Origin of the sequence: Bradyrhizobium liaoningense (assembly GCF_018130785.1) — a bacterium.
Classification (GTDB): domain Bacteria; phylum Pseudomonadota; class Alphaproteobacteria; order Rhizobiales; family Xanthobacteraceae; genus Bradyrhizobium; species Bradyrhizobium liaoningense_A.
Genome location: NZ_JAFCJT010000018.1, coordinates 99,047 through 114,281 on the forward strand (window position 1 = coordinate 99,047; position 15,235 = coordinate 114,281).

Annotated in this window: 12 protein-coding genes; 9 read left to right on the forward strand and 3 right to left on the reverse strand. The window is 65.2% G+C overall.

The genetic code is table 11. The features are described 5' to 3' along the window. Nucleotides 1-52: 52 nt before the first annotated feature. The 3 genes from JQ627_RS28360 to JQ627_RS28370 are packed head-to-tail and all read left to right on the forward strand — an operon-like array spanning nucleotide 53 to nucleotide 2,863. Entirely contained in the window at nucleotides 53-1,186 is a 1,134-nt protein-coding gene (locus JQ627_RS28360; RefSeq protein ID WP_212487622.1) for an ABC transporter permease, read from the forward strand. Nucleotides 1,187-1,188: 2 nt separating this feature from the next. After that, nucleotides 1,189-1,971 (forward strand): ABC transporter ATP-binding protein, encoded by a 783-nt coding sequence (locus tag JQ627_RS28365; RefSeq protein WP_063982229.1) that lies wholly within the window; start codon nucleotides 1,189-1,191, stop codon nucleotides 1,969-1,971. Between the two features lie 16 nt (nucleotides 1,972-1,987). Continuing rightward, on the forward strand, nucleotides 1,988-2,863 hold the full coding sequence (locus tag JQ627_RS28370; RefSeq protein ID WP_212487623.1) for an MlaD family protein: 876 nt from the start codon (nucleotides 1,988-1,990) through the stop codon (nucleotides 2,861-2,863). Nucleotides 2,864-3,140: 277 nt separating this feature from the next. On the opposite strand, the gene JQ627_RS28375 is transcribed toward JQ627_RS28370, so the two are convergent. Further along, on the reverse strand, nucleotides 3,141-8,978 hold the full coding sequence (locus JQ627_RS28375) for a negative regulator of septation ring formation (RefSeq protein ID WP_212487624.1): 5,838 nt from the start codon (nucleotides 8,976-8,978) through the stop codon (nucleotides 3,141-3,143). 395 nt (nucleotides 8,979-9,373) lie between these two features. On the opposite strand from JQ627_RS28375, the gene JQ627_RS28380 reads away from it, so the two are divergent. Then, nucleotides 9,374-9,748, forward strand: coding sequence for an Hpt domain-containing protein (locus tag JQ627_RS28380; RefSeq protein ID WP_212487625.1), 375 nt, complete (start codon nucleotides 9,374-9,376; stop codon nucleotides 9,746-9,748). Between the two features lie 165 nt (nucleotides 9,749-9,913). Beyond that, on the forward strand, nucleotides 9,914-10,234 hold the full coding sequence (locus tag JQ627_RS28385) for a 2Fe-2S iron-sulfur cluster-binding protein (RefSeq protein WP_212487626.1): 321 nt from the start codon (nucleotides 9,914-9,916) through the stop codon (nucleotides 10,232-10,234). 15 nt (nucleotides 10,235-10,249) lie between these two features. On the opposite strand, the gene JQ627_RS28390 is transcribed toward JQ627_RS28385, so the two are convergent. Beyond that, nucleotides 10,250-10,717, reverse strand: a complete 468-nt coding sequence (locus tag JQ627_RS28390; RefSeq protein WP_212487627.1) for a thioesterase family protein — start codon at nucleotides 10,715-10,717, stop codon at nucleotides 10,250-10,252. Nucleotides 10,718-10,899: 182 nt separating this feature from the next. Between JQ627_RS28390 and JQ627_RS28395 the strand changes: the two genes are divergently transcribed. After that, complete coding sequence (locus JQ627_RS28395) at nucleotides 10,900-11,928, forward strand: NAD(P)/FAD-dependent oxidoreductase (RefSeq protein WP_212487628.1); 1,029 nt, start codon at nucleotides 10,900-10,902, stop codon at nucleotides 11,926-11,928. 105 nt (nucleotides 11,929-12,033) lie between these two features. After that, complete coding sequence (locus JQ627_RS28400; protein WP_212487629.1) at nucleotides 12,034-12,636, forward strand: DUF2147 domain-containing protein; 603 nt, start codon at nucleotides 12,034-12,036, stop codon at nucleotides 12,634-12,636. Nucleotides 12,637-12,860: 224 nt separating this feature from the next. On the opposite strand, the gene JQ627_RS28405 is transcribed toward JQ627_RS28400, so the two are convergent. Further along, complete coding sequence (locus JQ627_RS28405) at nucleotides 12,861-13,556, reverse strand: hypothetical protein (RefSeq protein WP_249143461.1); 696 nt, start codon at nucleotides 13,554-13,556, stop codon at nucleotides 12,861-12,863. A gap of 399 nt (nucleotides 13,557-13,955) precedes the next feature. On the opposite strand from JQ627_RS28405, the gene JQ627_RS28410 reads away from it, so the two are divergent. Further along, nucleotides 13,956-14,312 carry a hypothetical protein gene (locus tag JQ627_RS28410; protein WP_212487632.1) on the forward strand — a complete coding sequence of 119 codons (357 nt, stop codon included), beginning with the start codon at nucleotides 13,956-13,958 and terminating at the stop codon, nucleotides 14,310-14,312. Between the two features lie 497 nt (nucleotides 14,313-14,809). Further along, nucleotides 14,810-15,163, forward strand: coding sequence for a CYTH domain-containing protein (locus JQ627_RS28415; RefSeq protein ID WP_409363822.1), 354 nt, complete (start codon nucleotides 14,810-14,812; stop codon nucleotides 15,161-15,163). Nucleotides 15,164-15,235: the final 72 nt, after the last annotated feature.

The following is a 15,235-nucleotide window of genomic DNA, read 5'->3' on the forward strand; positions in this document are numbered from 1 at the left end:
GCAACCATCTGATTCTATCCGTTTCTTGCGCCCCGGCACGGGAGCGGACACCTTGAGCGGCGATCCGAAGCTGGAACGGATTGCCAAAGGCAACGGGCTGGCACTCTGCGCCACCGGAACCTGGACCGCGAGCTTCGCGCCGGTCCTGGAGCGGATGGTGGCTGACGCCGAGAAGCTCGCCGGCGGCTCGCAAAGCATCTTCATTGACGTCTCCGAGGTCGCCAAGCTCGACACCTTCGGCGCCTGGCTGATCGAACGGCTGCGCCGCAGCCTGACCCAGGGCGCCGTCGAAGCGCAGATCGCGGGGCTCTCCGCCAATTATTCGAGCCTCGTGGACGAGGTGCGGCGGGTCAGGGCGACGCCGGTCGTCGACAGCAGCGCGGTCACCATCACCGGCATGCTGGAGCAGATCGGCCGGGCCGTGGCCGGGGTCGCCGGCACGGTTGCGGGCCTCGTCGACATGCTCGGCGCGGTGCTCGCGGCGGGATTTCGCGTCTTGATCCACCCGCGTTCGTTCCGCCTGACCTCGACCGTGCACCACATGGAGCAGGTCTGCTGGCGCGCGGTGCCGATCATCGTGCTGATCACGTTCCTGATCGGCTGCATCATCGCCCAGCAGGGCATTTTTCATTTCCGCAGGTTCGGCGCCGACATCTTCGTTGTCGACATGCTCGGCGTGCTGGTGCTGCGCGAGATCGGCGTCCTCCTGGTCGCGATCATGGTCGCGGGTCGCTCCGGCAGCGCCTACACGGCCGAGCTCGGCTCGATGAAGATGCGCGAGGAGATCGACGCGCTGCGCACCATGGGTTTCGATCCGATCGAGGTCCTGGTGCTGCCGCGCATGCTGGCGCTGGTGCTGGCGCTGCCGATCCTCGCCTTCCTCGGCGCGATGGCCGCGCTTTATGGCGGCGGTCTTGTCGCCTGGCTCTATGGCGGCGTCGATCCCGAAGCCTTCCTGCTGCGCCTGCGCGACGCCATCTCGATCGACCATTTCATCGTCGGCATCGTGAAGGCACCTGTCATGGCGGCCGTGATCGGCATCGTCGCCTGCGTCGAGGGCCTCGCGGTGCAAGGCAGCGCGGAGTCGCTCGGACAGCACACCACGGCCTCCGTGGTGAAGGGCATCTTCTTCGTCATCGTCATGGACGGCGTGTTCGCCATCTTCTTCGCCTCGATCGGGATGTGACGATGGCGCAAGAAACTCAAAACGCGATTCAAGATCCGATCATCCGCGTCCGCGACATCACGGTGCAGTTCGGCGCGACGCGCGTGCTCGATGGCCTCAACCTCGACGTCAAGCGCGGCGAAATCCTCGGCTTCGTCGGCCCGTCCGGTGCCGGCAAGTCGGTACTGACGCGCACCATCATCGGCCTCGTGCCGAAGGTCGCGGGCTCCATCGAGGTGTTCGGCGTCGACCTCGATTCCTCCAGCACCTCGCAGCGCCGCAGCGTCGAGCGCCGTTGGGGCGTGCTGTTTCAGCAGGGCGCGTTGTTCTCCTCGTTGACCGTCAGGCAGAACATCCAGTTTCCGATGCGCGAATATCTCCGGGTCTCGCAGCGGCTGATGGACGAGATCACCCTGGCCAAGCTCACCATGGTCGGGCTCAAGCCGGAAGTCGCGGATCGCTTTCCCTCGGAGCTGTCGGGCGGCATGATCAAGCGCGTGGCGCTGGCGCGCGCGCTGTCGCTCGATCCCGATCTCGTGTTCCTCGACGAGCCGACCTCGGGCCTCGATCCGATCGGCGCCGGCGATTTCGACGAGCTGGTCAGGACGCTCCAGCGTACTTTGGGCCTGACCGTTTTCATGGTAACCCACGACCTCGACAGCCTTTACACAGCTTGCGACCGTATCGCCGTTTTAGGGAACGGTAAGATCATTGCGGCAGGGTCGATCGCCGACATGCAGGCCTCGCAGCATCCCTGGCTGAGACAATATTTCCACGGCAAGCGCGCCCGTGCGGTGATGGGCTGAGGTGCCGGAGTAGCTGATGGAAACGCGGGCAAATTACGTCTTGATCGGGTCGTTCACGCTGGCCGTGATCGCCGCGGCGATCGGCTTCGTGCTGTGGTTCCAGTCACTGCACACCACCAAGCAGCGCAGCCCCCTGCGCGTCGTGTTCGAGGGCCCGGCGGCGGGCCTGCGCAACGGTGGCAGCGTCAATTTCAACGGTATCAGGGTGGGTGAAGTGGTCTCGGTGAAGCTCGACAACCCGCGGCGGGTTGTCGCACTCGCCATGGTCGAGAACAACGCGCCGATCCGCAAGGACACCCTGGTCGGCCTCGAATTCCAGGGCCTGACCGGTGTTGCCGCGATCTCGCTCAAGGGCGGCGAGGAGACGGCTCCGCCGCCGCCTCTCGACGAGGACGGCATCCCGTCGCTGACGGCCGATCCCAACAAGCTCCAGGACGTCACCGAGGCGATCCGCGGCACGCTCCAGAACATCAACAAGATCGTGGCCGACAATCAGGAGTCGGTGAAGAACTCGCTGAAGAACCTCGAGACCTTCACCAACTCGCTCGCACGCAACTCCGAGAAGATCGACGGCGTGATGGCCAAGGTCGACGGCGTGATGCTCAAGGCCGACAGCCTTATGCTCGGCCTCAACACGCTCGCCGGCGGCAAGGACGGCGGCGAGTTGTTCCAGGCTGTGAAGTCGATCCGCGAGCTGGCCGACGATTTCGACAAGCGCTCCGGTGCATTGATGACCGACGGTCGCCGTACGCTCGGCGACATCAGCCGCGCCGTGAACAATTTTGATCGCAACCCGACCCGCGTGCTGTTCGGCGCCAGCAACAGCACGCAACCGGCTCCGCCGCCCGAGCCGCCGAGAGCGGCGCCTTCGAACGAGCGCCGGCGGCAGTAGGCGTTTAGTCCACGTCTCTCTCCTCGTCATTGCGAGCGACTTGTCCGCCGTAGCTCGAAGAGCGAAGGCGGAAGCGAAGCAATCCAGACTTCCTCTGAGGAAGCAGTCTGGATTGCTTCGTCGCTTCGCTGCTCGCAATGACGAGTTTGGGGTGGCTGCGTCAATCTTCAACACGCATTGAGTTGCCGGCGCAATGGCGACCCAAAACAAAACGGAGCCCGTGAGGGCTCCGTTTTTCATTCGCTATTCGCTACCCGCCATTTGTGCGCCTTGCCGCTCACCCCAGCCGGCCCGCCGCGTGGGCGAGCAGCGTGTACACGAGGCCCGTCTCCGAGGTCAGGTGGTTGCGCAGCTCCTGCGGACCACGGCCGTCGCGGGCGACTTCGTCGAGCAGGCGCTCGAACTCGGCCACGTAGCGGTCGACCGTGCCCTTGAAGTTGCGATCGGCGCGGTACTTGCGGGCGACCTCGTCAAAGGCCTTCTGGCCGGCGGGCGTGTAGAGGCGCTTGGTGAAGGCCTTGTTCTCGCCGCGCTGATAGCGGTCCCACATCTCGGCAGCGAGGTTGCGGTCCATCAGCCGGCCGATGTCGAGCGACAGCGACTCCAGCGGATTGCTGCTGGCCTGCGGCTGCGGCGCGGGTGAGGCAGGGCGGCCACGGGGAGCCTCACGACCCGTCGGCGCGCCCTGGTTGGCGTCCGTGCGGTTCAAGAGGTCCGACAGCCAGCCGTCGCGGCCCTGGTCGTTGCCTGCGGGCGCGGCAGGCGGCGCTTCGGTGCGGCGCGAGGCGGCCGGCATGCCGAGGTCCGGCGGCGGCAGCGTCGAGGCGCTACCGGTGTCGCGGCCGCGGGTCTCGGTGTTGCGCGCGCCGACGCTCGCCATCATCGGCTCATCCTGGCGCTGGACGGCGGCAGAAGCGCGGCCCGTCGCGGAGACGTCGAGACCACGGCCATGCTGGGCCACGATGCGGTTGAGCTCGGCGAGGGCCTCGATCTGGTCGACGATCACCTTGCGCATCTGCGCGGTGCTCTCGGCGGCCTCCTGCGGCATCTCGAGCACGCCGCGGCGCAGCTCGTTGCGGGTGGCTTCGAGCTCGTTGTGCATCTCGAACGCCATCTGCTTCATGCTGGAGACGAGGTTGGTGAACTTCTCGGTCGACTGCTTGAACATCGTATCCGCCTCGTCGGTGGTCTGGCGGTAGATGTCGTGCATGGCATCGATGGTCTGGCGGTGCTCTTCCTCGGACGCCGCGCGCACCGCCTCGAACTGGCGGGTGATCGCGGCCGAACCTGCGCCGGCGGTCTCCGCGACGACGCGGGCGATGTCGCGGGCACGCTCTTCGGCAGCGGCCAACGATTCATCGAGCAGGCCGGTGAAGCGCGACAGACGCTGGTCGAGATCGGTGGTGCGCAGGTCGATGGTGGTGACCAGCGATTCCAGCGCCTGCTTGCGCTCGGCGAGCGAGGCGGTGGTGTTCTTGTTGCTCTGCTCGACGACCTGCGCGGCATCGACCAGCGCCTTGCCGTGCGCGTCGAACTGCGTCGACAACTCACCGAGATCCTGGAGCGCCCGCGTGGTCTTCGTGTTGAAGACGTTGAGCTGGTCTTCCAGGTTCTGCGTCGCAGCGCCGTTGCGCGAGGTGACGTCGTTCATCGCCGAGACGAAGTCGGCGACGCGCGTCACCAGCGCCCGCTCGAGCGAGTTGAGGTTGTCGTGCGCACCGGTCAGCACCTCCTGGAGGAGGATGTTGCCTTCGCGCAAGCGCTCGAACAGGGCGACCGTGTCGGTGCGCAGGATCTTGCTGGTCTCCTGCATCTCGGTGACGGCCGCGATCGAGACCTGGCGCGACTGGTCGATCGCCGAGCGCGAGGCCTGTTCGAGGTCCTTGAGCGACTTGCCGACTGCGCCGGTGGCGATCTCGCTCGCCGCGTTGATGGTGCGGGCCACTTCGGAGCCGTTGCCCATCATGGTCTGCGAGAACGCATGGCCACGCGTCTCGATCGACTTCAGCGCGTCGGAGGTGACGCGGTCGATGTCGAGCGTGAGCTGGCTGGTCTTCGAGCCGATCGCATCGACCAGCGCGCCGCGCTTGGCGTCGATCATGTTCGACAGACGGTCGGCCTGCTGCTGCACGTAGGTGACGATCTCGTCGGTCTTGCCGGTCATAGCATGGCCGAAGCTGCTGCTCGCGGCGAGCACCGAACGCTCGACGTCGGCCGAGCTCGACTTGACGCGCGAGCTTGCCTCGTTGGAGGCGTTGATCAGCGCATTCTGGGCGTTGAGCGCGCTGGTCTGGATGTCGTTGGTGGCGTTGGTCGTGGCCGTGCTCAATGCGCGCTCGATCTCGGTCGAGATCGTGCGGATCTGGCTTGCGGCATCCGCCGACGTCGAAGTCAGCGAGGTCTGTGCCTCACGCGCGCTGTTGAGGATGGTCGAGGCGGTGTCGGCACCGACCGAGGTCAGCGTGCGCTCGATGTCCGTGGTCAGCGACTTGATCTGGCTTGCCGCATCCGTCGAGGCGGAGATCAGCGTGCCCTGGGCCTCGCGCACGCCGCTGGTGAGCGCCTCGATGGTGGCGCCGCCGGCGGTCGCCAGCGCGCGCTGCATCTCGGCCGCCAGCGAACGCACCTGACCGGTCTGTTCGGCCGAGACTGAGAGCAGGGTGCTCTGGGCGTCGCGGGCGCTGGTCGTGATCGTCTCGGCGGTCGACTGGCCGACCTGCGAGAGCGACCGATGCACTTCGGCAGCGAGCGACTTGACCTGGCTCGCCGCATCCGAGGACGCGTTGACGAGCGTGCTCTGGGCTTCGCGGGCGCCGCTCATGATGGTCTCGGCCGTCGAGGTGCCGGCCATCGAGAGCGAGCGCTGTAGGTCCGAGGACAGCGCCTTGATCTGGTTGGCGGTCTCGGTCGAGGCCGCGATCAGCGCGCTCTGCGCATCGCGGGCGCCGGCGGTGATCGATTCCGCCGTGGTGGTGCCGGCCAGCGACAGCGAATGCTGCACGTCGGCGGTGAGCGTCTTGACGTGGTTGGCCGCGTCCGAAGACGCCGTGACGAGGGTGGTCTGCACCTCGCGGGCGCCGGCCAGGATCGAGGCTGCGGTGGCAGAACCGGCCGCCGACAGCGTGCGTTCGACGTCGGTCGACAGCGACTTGATCTGGTTGGCGGCCTCGCCCGAGGCTGAGACGAGGGTCGACTGCGCCTCGCGGGCGCTGGTCAGGATCGAGGCTGCGGTGGCAGAACCGGCCGCCGACAGCGTGCGTTCGACGTCGGTCGACAGCGACTTGATCTGGTTGGAGGCCTCGCCCGAGGCTGCGACCAGGGTCGACTGCGCCTCGCGCGCGCTGGTCAGGATCGAGTTCGCAGCACCGGTGCCGACCGCGGTCAGCGCGCGCTCGACCTCTGCGGAGGTCATCTTGAGCTGGGCGTTGACATCGGAGGAGACCGTCATCAGCGACTGCTGGGCGGTACGCGCACCGGTCTGGATCGTCTCGCTGGTGTTGACGACGAGGTTGGTGAGCGAGCGCTCGGCGTCCTCGACATGCGAGCGGATCGCGGTCGAGATCATCTCGGCGCGGGACATCATGTTCTCGCTGGCCTGACGGCCGCTGCTTTCGATGCGGCCGGCGACGGCTTCGACACGCGAGCCGAGCAGGTCCTCGAATTGCGCCACGCGCACGTCGATGTCGCTCGCGACCGAGCCGACCTTGGTCTCGATGGCCTGGTGGATGTCCTGGAAGCGTGCCGTGACCGAGTCGGTCAGATGCATGCTGCGGCCGTCGATGATCTCGGCGACGCTGGTGATGCGGCGGTCGACCGCCTCGATCGCCTGCGCAGTGCCGTCGGTGAGCGTCGAGGTCAGCAGGGTGAGGCGCGTGTCGATCGACTGCACGGCCTGCGAGGCGCCGTTGGTCACCGCAGTCGTCAGGTAGGTGAGGCGCGTGTCGATGGATTCGAGCGCCTGCGAGGCGCCGCCCGTGAGCGTCGTCGTGAGGTGCGTCAGCCGCGTATCGATCGACTGGATGGTCTGCGATGCGCCATCGGTGAGCGAGGTCGCGAGATCATTGAGGCGCGTATCGATCGTCTCGATCGCCTGCGATGCGCCGTCAGTGACCGACGTCGTGAGATGGGTGAGGCGGGAGTCGATCGACTGGATCGCCTGCGCGGCACCGTCGGTCAGCGACGAGGCAAGGGTGTTGAGGCGTCCGTCGATGGTTTCGGTCACCGACTTGGCGCGGGTGTCGAACGACTGTTCGAGCGCGGCGACGCGGCCGACGAGCTGGTCGTCGAAGGTCCTCATGTGGCCTTCGATCGTGCCGTCGAGACTGACGATCTTGTCGTTCAGCGAGGCGTCGAGGTTGGTGACACGTTCGCCGACCGTGGTCTCGAACTGCACCAGGCGCTGGTCGAGCACGGCCGTGATCGCCCCGCCGTTCGAGGAGAAGCGGGTATCGAAATTGTCGACATAGGTCTTCAGGCTCTCGGCGATGTCCTGGGTGCGCTGGCCCATGCGATCGACGATATCGCCGCCGAACGTCTTCACGGTGCGGTCGAACTCGGAGATGTGGCGTGTGATCAGCGCGCCCAGCGTGCCGGAGTCGCGGGCGAACTTCTCGACCAGCTCGCTGCCCTGGTTCTTCACCAGCTCGTCGAACGCGCTCATCTGGAGCGACAGCGAGTCGTGTGCGGTCTCGGTCTGGCTGACGACCTTGGCGACGAGGGTGTTGACGGTGGCGTCGAGCGCCTCGCTCGCCTTGTCGCCGGAGTTCATGATCTGGCCGGCGAGCCGGTTGCCGGCGTCGTCGATCTTGGCGGAGAGGTCGTTGGAGCGCAGCTCGAGCTCGAGCAGCAGCGAGTCCGACGAATTCTTCAGGCTATCGTGCACCTGCTCGGTGCGCTCGGAGATGCCGTCGACGATCGCGGCCGAGCGCTGCTCGAACTCGCCGGTGATGCGGTCGATTCGCTCGTTCAGCATCTCGTGGACGCGATCGGCGAGATCGACGAACTCGTTGTGGACGTGGCCCGTCTTGAAGTTGAGGCTGGTGGTCAGCCGCTCGCTGGCATCGAGCACGGCGCGCGTGGTCTCGTTGCTGGCCTCCTCGAGGCGGTCGAGCAGGTCGCCGCCGCGCTCACCGAGCGCGAGGATCATGTTGTCGCCGGCGTTGCTCAGTGCGCCGGTGATGTGGGCGCCGCGTTCTTCCAGCGCGCCGGTGATGGACTTGGCGACTTCGTCGACGCGCGAGGCGATCGCGTCCGAGATCAGCGCGATGTCGTGGCGCAAATCGATCTGCACGCCGGAGATGGCGCTGCGGACCTGCTCGGCCTGGCCGACCAGATTGTCGCGCTGGTGCGCGATGTCCTGGAGCAGGGCGCGGATGCGCACTTCGTTGTCGGAATAGGCGCGTTCGAGCGCCGCGACCTCGTTGGCGACCAGCGTCTCGAGCTCGCCGGCGCGCGCGATGGCGCGCTCGATGCCGTCGCCCATCGCCGCGACCTCGCGACGGATGGCCTGGCCGACGGTGACCATGGAATCGGAGGCCGAGCCCTCGGGCTCGGAGAAGCGGATCGCGACCTGCGCCATCGCCTGCGCGATCATGCGCATTTCCTGGCCGCGCCAGACCAGGCTCGCCAGGAAGTAGAACAGCATGATCGGCGCGAAGAACATCGCGATCAGGCCGGCGATGACGAGCACGCCGCCGCTCTGGCCCATGGCGGCCTGGATCGAGGGCAGGAAGCCGACGGTGAGCGCGGCGCAGGCTGCGAGCCACACGCCGGCGAAGATGGTGGCGAAGGTGTAGACGCTGCGGGCAGGGCGGCCCTTCTGAAGCGCCTGGAGCAACTGGCCGATGGTCTCGCGGTCGTCATTGGCGGCGCGACGCGTCGCGCGCGGCTCCTCGATCGGGTCGAACACCGCCCGCTCGTTGGCGGCAGGACGCGGCTCGAAGGTCGGCTCATCGAAGATCGGGGGAGCCGGCGGCGTCGCCGGAGATGATGTCTCGTTGCGCATCGAGGCGTTGCGGCTGGTGTCCGCGGCCGTGTCGCTGATGTTCAGGGCTTCCTGGATCGCAGAAAGCGCAACTTCTGTGGGGTCTTTGACCTTCTTCGGAGTGTTCGCCATGTTCAGTCCGAGCCCTCGTTACTTGTACGCATCCCCCCGCGAGCCCCGCGCGCTACGCAAGCTCACAGACCGGATCATGCCGCTTGGGCGGATTCCGAGCCGTCCCCACCCGGACGGCTTGTCCGCCAATTTCCGCAACATCCTATTGGCAGAGCGTTGCGAATGAAATGCCCGCGATTAAGACAATCTTAATCATCGTTAACAGGATTGCGCCGTAACGCCTTAGCAATAAATGCAATTCTCCACTGGACTCGTCAGATTGCGACAACTTTTCGTCAAGAAACGGGCGGATTTGCGTAAAACGGCCCAAACACTTCGTTAACCATTTCCATGCTTCGGTGGGAGGAACCTGACCGCCGGACCGGCGGACATCGCGCGATGCCGGGGCCTGCGCCATGACGCCTGAACTGCAACGGATGGACTGGATGCCTTCGCCCCCGCTTGCACCCATCGACAGCCCGCTCGACCTCGAACACCTCTCGCGCATGACGCTCGGCGACACTGAACTGGAGCAGGAAGTGCTCGCGATGTTCGCCGAGCAGGCGGTCCGCCTGATCGCGGCGATGGCAGCTCTGCCGGCCGAGTCGGGCGCACTCGCGCACAAGCTCAAGGGCTCAGCGCGCGGAATCGGCGCCTTTGCGGTGGCGGATGCCGCAGCCAGCCTTGAGACCGCGGTCCGGACCGGCCATGGCCAGCCCCACGCCTTCACCGCGCTGAAAGAGGCGGTGACCGAGGCCCGCGCCGCCATCGAGGCGATCCTGAAGCCCTAGGGCGACAGGGTCAGAACCGTGCTCTAGTCTTTTGTTTTGACGCGTTTTCTTCCCACGAAGCGGGATTCACTTCGCATCAAAACGCTATGGCGCCGGGCGGATCGACCCGTTATAGGACAGCCCGGACCCTCCTTCATTTGCAACATCGCGGCAGCACGAGCACACATGGCCAAGATTAACTTTGTCGACCACAAGGGCGAAACCCGTACGGTGGAAGTCGAGAACGGCGCGACCGTGATGGAAGCCGCCATCCGCAACAGCATTCCCGGCATCGAGGCCGAATGCGGCGGCGCCTGTGCCTGCGCAACCTGTCATGTCTATGTCGACGAAGTCTGGCGCGAGAAGGTCGGCAGCCCGACGCCGATGGAAGAGGATATGCTCGACTTCGGTTTTGACGTGCGCCCGAACTCGCGCCTGTCCTGCCAGATCAAGGTTTCCGACGAACTCGACGGGCTCGTCGTGGCGACGCCGGAACGGCAGGCCTGATCGTCCCTCAAGATACTAGATGCCCGGCGGCGCGACCTCGATACCGCGCTTGTGCCAGGGTCTGAGCTTCTCGATCACCTCTGCGGTCAGCGGTGCCGGTCGCCGCGTCGCCTCGTCGATCATGACGCCGACCGACATCGCCGATGCGATGCACTTTCCTTCCGAAAACACGACCTGTTCGAAGGTCACTGACGTCCGTCCCAGTTTAACTACGCCGAGGCCGAGCTCGATCGTGTTCGGCCAGTGCAGCTCGGCGCGGAAATGGATGTCGAGCCGCACCATGATCCAGGCGAGGCCCGGCGGGGTCAGCCCGTATTCCGGGCTCTTCATCAGCGTGACACGGCCGGTCTCAAAGTAAGTGGCGTAGACCGCGTTGTTGACGTGCTGGTTCGGATCGAGATCGCCGAAGCGGATATTGTCGCCGAGACGATAGGGATAGTCCTCCAGGCGCGGCGTCGTATCGAGGCGGCTTGGTGCGTTCACCGGTTGATCTCCGTCATATCGCATCCCGTTACAGCCCAGTTATTCTGGCCCGGCAAGTGGGCGCGGCTGCGGGGCGCTACCGCTTTTATGCCTTCCCTGATCCATCCCCGTTGGCTAGACAGGCGGGGTCACTTCTGCCCGCCGGGCGCCGTCCAACCGATAACGATCGATAAAGAGACGACATGAGCGACGTGATCAAAACCGATGTGCTGATTATTGGCGCCGGCCCGTGCGGCCTGTTCGCCGCCTTCGAGCTTGGCCTTCTCGACATGAAGGCGCATTTCATCGACATCCTCGACAAGGTCGGCGGGCAGTGCGCCGAGCTCTATCCGGAAAAGCCGATTTACGACATTCCCGGCATTCCGCAGGTTTCGGGGCAGGGCCTCACCGACGCGCTGATGGAACAGATCAAGCCGTTCCATCCGACCTTCCATCTCGGCGAGATGGTGGAGACGGTGGAGAAGATCGGCGACCCGCTGTTTCGCTGCACCACCGACGCCGGCAAGGTGTTCGAATGCAAGGTGGTGGTGATCGCGGCCGGCGGCGGCTCGTTCCAGCCCAAGCGTCCGCCGGTGCCGGGTATCGAAGCCTATGAAGGCACCTCGGTGCACTACGCCGTGCGCAAGATGGAGACGTTCCGCGACAAGAGCGTTCTGATCGTCGGCGGTGGCGATTCCGCGCTCGACTGGACCCTCAATCTGCATCCGCTCGCCAAGCGCATCACGCTGCTGCACCGGCGCGACGATTTTCGCGCCGCGCCCCACAGCGTCGAGCAGATGCGCGCGCTGGTGGCCGGCGGAAAGATGGATCTGCGGCTCGGGCAGGTCACCGCGCTTTCCGGCACCGAGGGCAAGCTGACCGGCGCAACCGTCAAGGGGAACGACAACAGCGTGAGCGAAGTTTCCTGCGACACGATGCTGCCGTTCTTCGGGCTGACCATGAAGCTCGGTCCCGTCGCGAACTGGGGCATCGCGCTGGAGAATAATTTGGTGCCGGTCGAGACGTCCGCGTTCGAGACCAACGTGCCCGGCATCTTCGCCATCGGAGACATCAACACCTATCCCGGCAAGATCAAGCTGATCCTATGCGGCTTCCACGAGGGCGCGCTGATGTCGCAAAAAGCCCATCGCTACGTCTATCCGGAGAAGCGGCTCGTGTTCCAGTACACGACCTCGTCCTCCAGCCTGCAAAAGAAGCTCGGTGTCAACTGACGGCAGGGTTCGGCAGGCGATGTCCCATGTTCCTGATGCTGGAACCGTTCGCGAAATCGCCGTAGTCTGCGGCCATTGCAGTGGCGGCTTAGCAAGGTGATCATAATGCGGAATCTCGTTTCCAGCTTTCGGCTGCTCTCGCTCCTCGCGCTTGGCTTTGTGCTGACGCTTGGCGCGGTGAGGCCGGCTGCCGCACAGGCGCAGCAGCCAACCGCCGCGGGTCTTTGGCAGAAGACCGAGGACGGCAAGACGGTGGGATGGTTTCTCTTCGTCGACCACAACGGCATCTTCGAAGGCGTGATCGCAAAAACCTTTCCGCGCCCCGGCGACGACCCGAACGAGGTCTGTGCGAAATGCACGGACGATCGCAAGAACGCGCCGGTGCTCGGGCTCTCCTTCATCCGCGACATGAAGCGCGAGGGCTTGAAGTATGACGGCGGCAACGTGGTCAATCCGCGCGACGGCAATATCTGGAAGGCCAAGATGTCGGTCAGCCCGGACGGGCAGACGCTGACCATGCGCGGCTTCCTCGGCATTTCCCTGTTCGGCAAGGACGAGACCTGGACGCGTCTGCCCGACGCCAACATCGCCCAGGTCGATCCCGCCATCGTCGCCAAATATCTCCCGGCACAGGCCGCGGCGACGACGAAGCCCGCGCCCGCAGCGAAGAGGGGCGGCGCGATGATGGCGCCGGCGCCGAGGCAATAGGCTGCCTCTACGCAGCGTCGCCGTCGTCGCAACTGCTGCCTAACATGCCGCTGTCATTCCCCGCGAAGGCGGGGAATCCAGTTTACGCTGCGGCTTCTCCGTATTCTCGCGCTGCCTCTGGAGTACTGGGCGGATTCAACCGTTCGTCGCAACACTTCAGCAAAGGAGGTTGCGATGGAGAACTGTGTGCGGGTAGGTCGTCCTCGAGAGATCTTGCGAGAGGATTATAGGCCGTTCTGGACTGCGATTGCCTCGGGGCGATCGAGCGAGGATGCTGCGGTTGAGGCCGGAGTGTCGCCGGCGGTCGGAGTACGCTGGTTCCGGAGGGCGGGCGGTATGCCGCTTGGCAATACGCGCGTCGGGGGAGGCGGGGCAGGGGTGACCAACTCCGGCTTGGCGACCGTGATCGTCGTCTCCGGCTTGGGGGATACCTGCGCGATCTCCTGGGCCTGGGACGAAATCTGCCGGCGCAGCGCGGCGATGTTGTCTCGCTGCGAGACGATCAGTATGACTGCGCCAACGGCAAGCAGAATGGCCGCCGTACGCTTGATCACCGGTAGGAGCGGGCCCGAGATCGCAGGCAGCTTGCTGCGGGAGATCTCGATCCCTGATCGCAAAACGGTCGCCTCGCCGGACACCAGAAGACCGCCTGTCTCAGTCGCCTTTGACGAGGTGAGGTGTTGTGACGGCAAGCGCTCCAGCGGCGCCTCGTCACGCGAGAATTTTTCGACCTCGTCGATCGCGACCTCGAGCGCCCGCTTCATCTGGTCGATGTTCCTGGCGTCGGCGTAGGTGAACTGCTCCTGGAGCTTGTAGCGGGCAAGGTCGTAGACCATCTGCCGCCTGGCTTCCGCGTCGTCCTTCACCGTCTCGAGCATGCGAGAGATCACGAGCGCGAACTGCACTTCGCTTGCGGCCAAGTCGGTCGGATCCTGCTGGCCAGGAAGCAAGTCTCTCGAACTCATAGCGCTGACGGTCCAATGCCAGTCACGCCAACACCCGATTTCTCTAATTAAAACAGTTGATTAAACGATACGGCTCGCGTCCGCGGCCGTTTCGTACACGTCCTCGCGCAACAAGGAAAGCCTCCAGAACGGCTGCGGCAAATTGCCGGCGCGTTGACATGCAGGACGTGCGCGCTGGCCGGCGTAACTCCGTGCGGCCGTAGTTCTCCGGAATGCACGCTGGCGCCGGATTTGCATAGCTGTCGCAAAGTTGCTGGGGGAGCGAGTCGCGGTCTGTCTGCCCGTCCGAAGGCGCAGAAGGCGGACGACGTCGTCTGTCCCTCGCGGCGAGGATTGCGATCCGCGGGAGACGACATGCGATCTGGACGATTATGTGCAGCGACGCTGCTGGGATTAACAGTGCTGCTGGCGACACCGGCAACGGCGCGCGACGACGGGCGCTACGCCAACTCGCCGCTAAAACCCTGGTTCGAGAGCCTGCACAGCCAATACGGGCAATGCTGCTCGGATGCCGACGGCTACGTCATAGCTGACGTCGACTGGGAATCCGATAGCGGCCACTACCGCGTGCGCATCGACGACGAATGGGTCGTCGTCCCGGACGGCGCGGTGATCACCGAGCCGAACAAGATCGGTCGCACCATGGTATGGAAGCACTATGTCGACGGCCATCCGCGCGTGCGCTGCTTCATGCCTGGCAGCATGACGTGAGCGCGCGTGTCATTCCGGGCGACGCTTGGCGTTGAACCCGGAATGACGGCATGAGGCTCAGCGCGCCGCGCTTTCCGAATCCGCGCTGGCCAGCCGCTTGACGCGCGGCGACAGCACCGAAACTTGCGCGGGCGAGGCGGGCATGCCGGCGACGATCATCGCGGGCGCAGTCGACTGCTCCTCGACCCCGGCGTCGCGCTAGCTCCGCACCGTCGGGCAGGCCCGCGCCGTCATCGTCAATCGAGATGTTGCCGCGACTGAGCGTGGCGACGATGTGCCGCGCGCCACGGGCGTGGATGAGCGTGCGTACGGTCGCTTCGTCGCGGCCCAACTTTGAACAGTACCGCTTCCGGTGCGTTATCCGCCGCAGCAAACAGGCGCAGCACGATGGCTGTCGAGACGGAACTGAAACTCCGCGTACCCCTGCGCCATTTCAGAGCGCTGGCAAGCGGACGCATGGCTGACGGCAAGGTCGGTATACGCTCCGAAAGCGCGATCTGAGGTCGACCTACTTCGATACCGGTAAACGCAAGCTGAAACGGAACGGCTTCACGCTGCGCGTGCGTCAAGACGATGCGAAGCACCTGCAGACTGTCAAATCGGCCAATGGAGCGCAATTCGGGCGCGGCGAATGGGAGACGGAGATCAAGGACAGCACGCCGGACTTTGGCAAGATCGATGGCACTCCGCTGGAACCGTTTGCATCCAGGAAGTTGCGCCGCAAGCTCAGGCCGGTATTCGAGACCTCGGTGCACCGCATCACATTGCCGCTCCGGACCCGACGGAGTGAGATCGAGCTAGGCGACCACCGCCCGGCTTTCGCTTTGAAAGTTCAGCAGAAATCGGCGTAGCTGCGTGGCTGTTCGTACCACTGTTTGTGACCACCGACAAGCGCGGTTGCGTGACGGCTGTCGGGCATCCGC

Excerpts from the sequence above, each read along its gene's own strand:
- JQ627_RS28365 (WP_063982229.1), top strand. The coding sequence starts at position 1,189 with ATGGCGCAAGAAACTCAAAACGCGATTCAAGATCCGATCATCCGCGTC.
- JQ627_RS28370 (WP_212487623.1), top strand. The coding sequence starts at position 1,988 with ATGGAAACGCGGGCAAATTACGTCTTGATCGGGTCGTTCACGCTGGCC.
- JQ627_RS28375 (WP_212487624.1), bottom strand. The coding sequence starts at position 8,978 with ATGGCGAACACTCCGAAGAAGGTCAAAGACCCCACAGAAGTTGCGCTT.
- JQ627_RS28380 (WP_212487625.1), top strand. The coding sequence starts at position 9,374 with ATGACGCCTGAACTGCAACGGATGGACTGGATGCCTTCGCCCCCGCTT.
- JQ627_RS28385 (WP_212487626.1), top strand. The coding sequence starts at position 9,914 with ATGGCCAAGATTAACTTTGTCGACCACAAGGGCGAAACCCGTACGGTG.
- JQ627_RS28395 (WP_212487628.1), top strand. The coding sequence starts at position 10,900 with ATGAGCGACGTGATCAAAACCGATGTGCTGATTATTGGCGCCGGCCCG.
- JQ627_RS28400 (WP_212487629.1), top strand. The coding sequence starts at position 12,034 with ATGCGGAATCTCGTTTCCAGCTTTCGGCTGCTCTCGCTCCTCGCGCTT.
- JQ627_RS28410 (WP_212487632.1), top strand. The coding sequence starts at position 13,956 with ATGCGATCTGGACGATTATGTGCAGCGACGCTGCTGGGATTAACAGTG.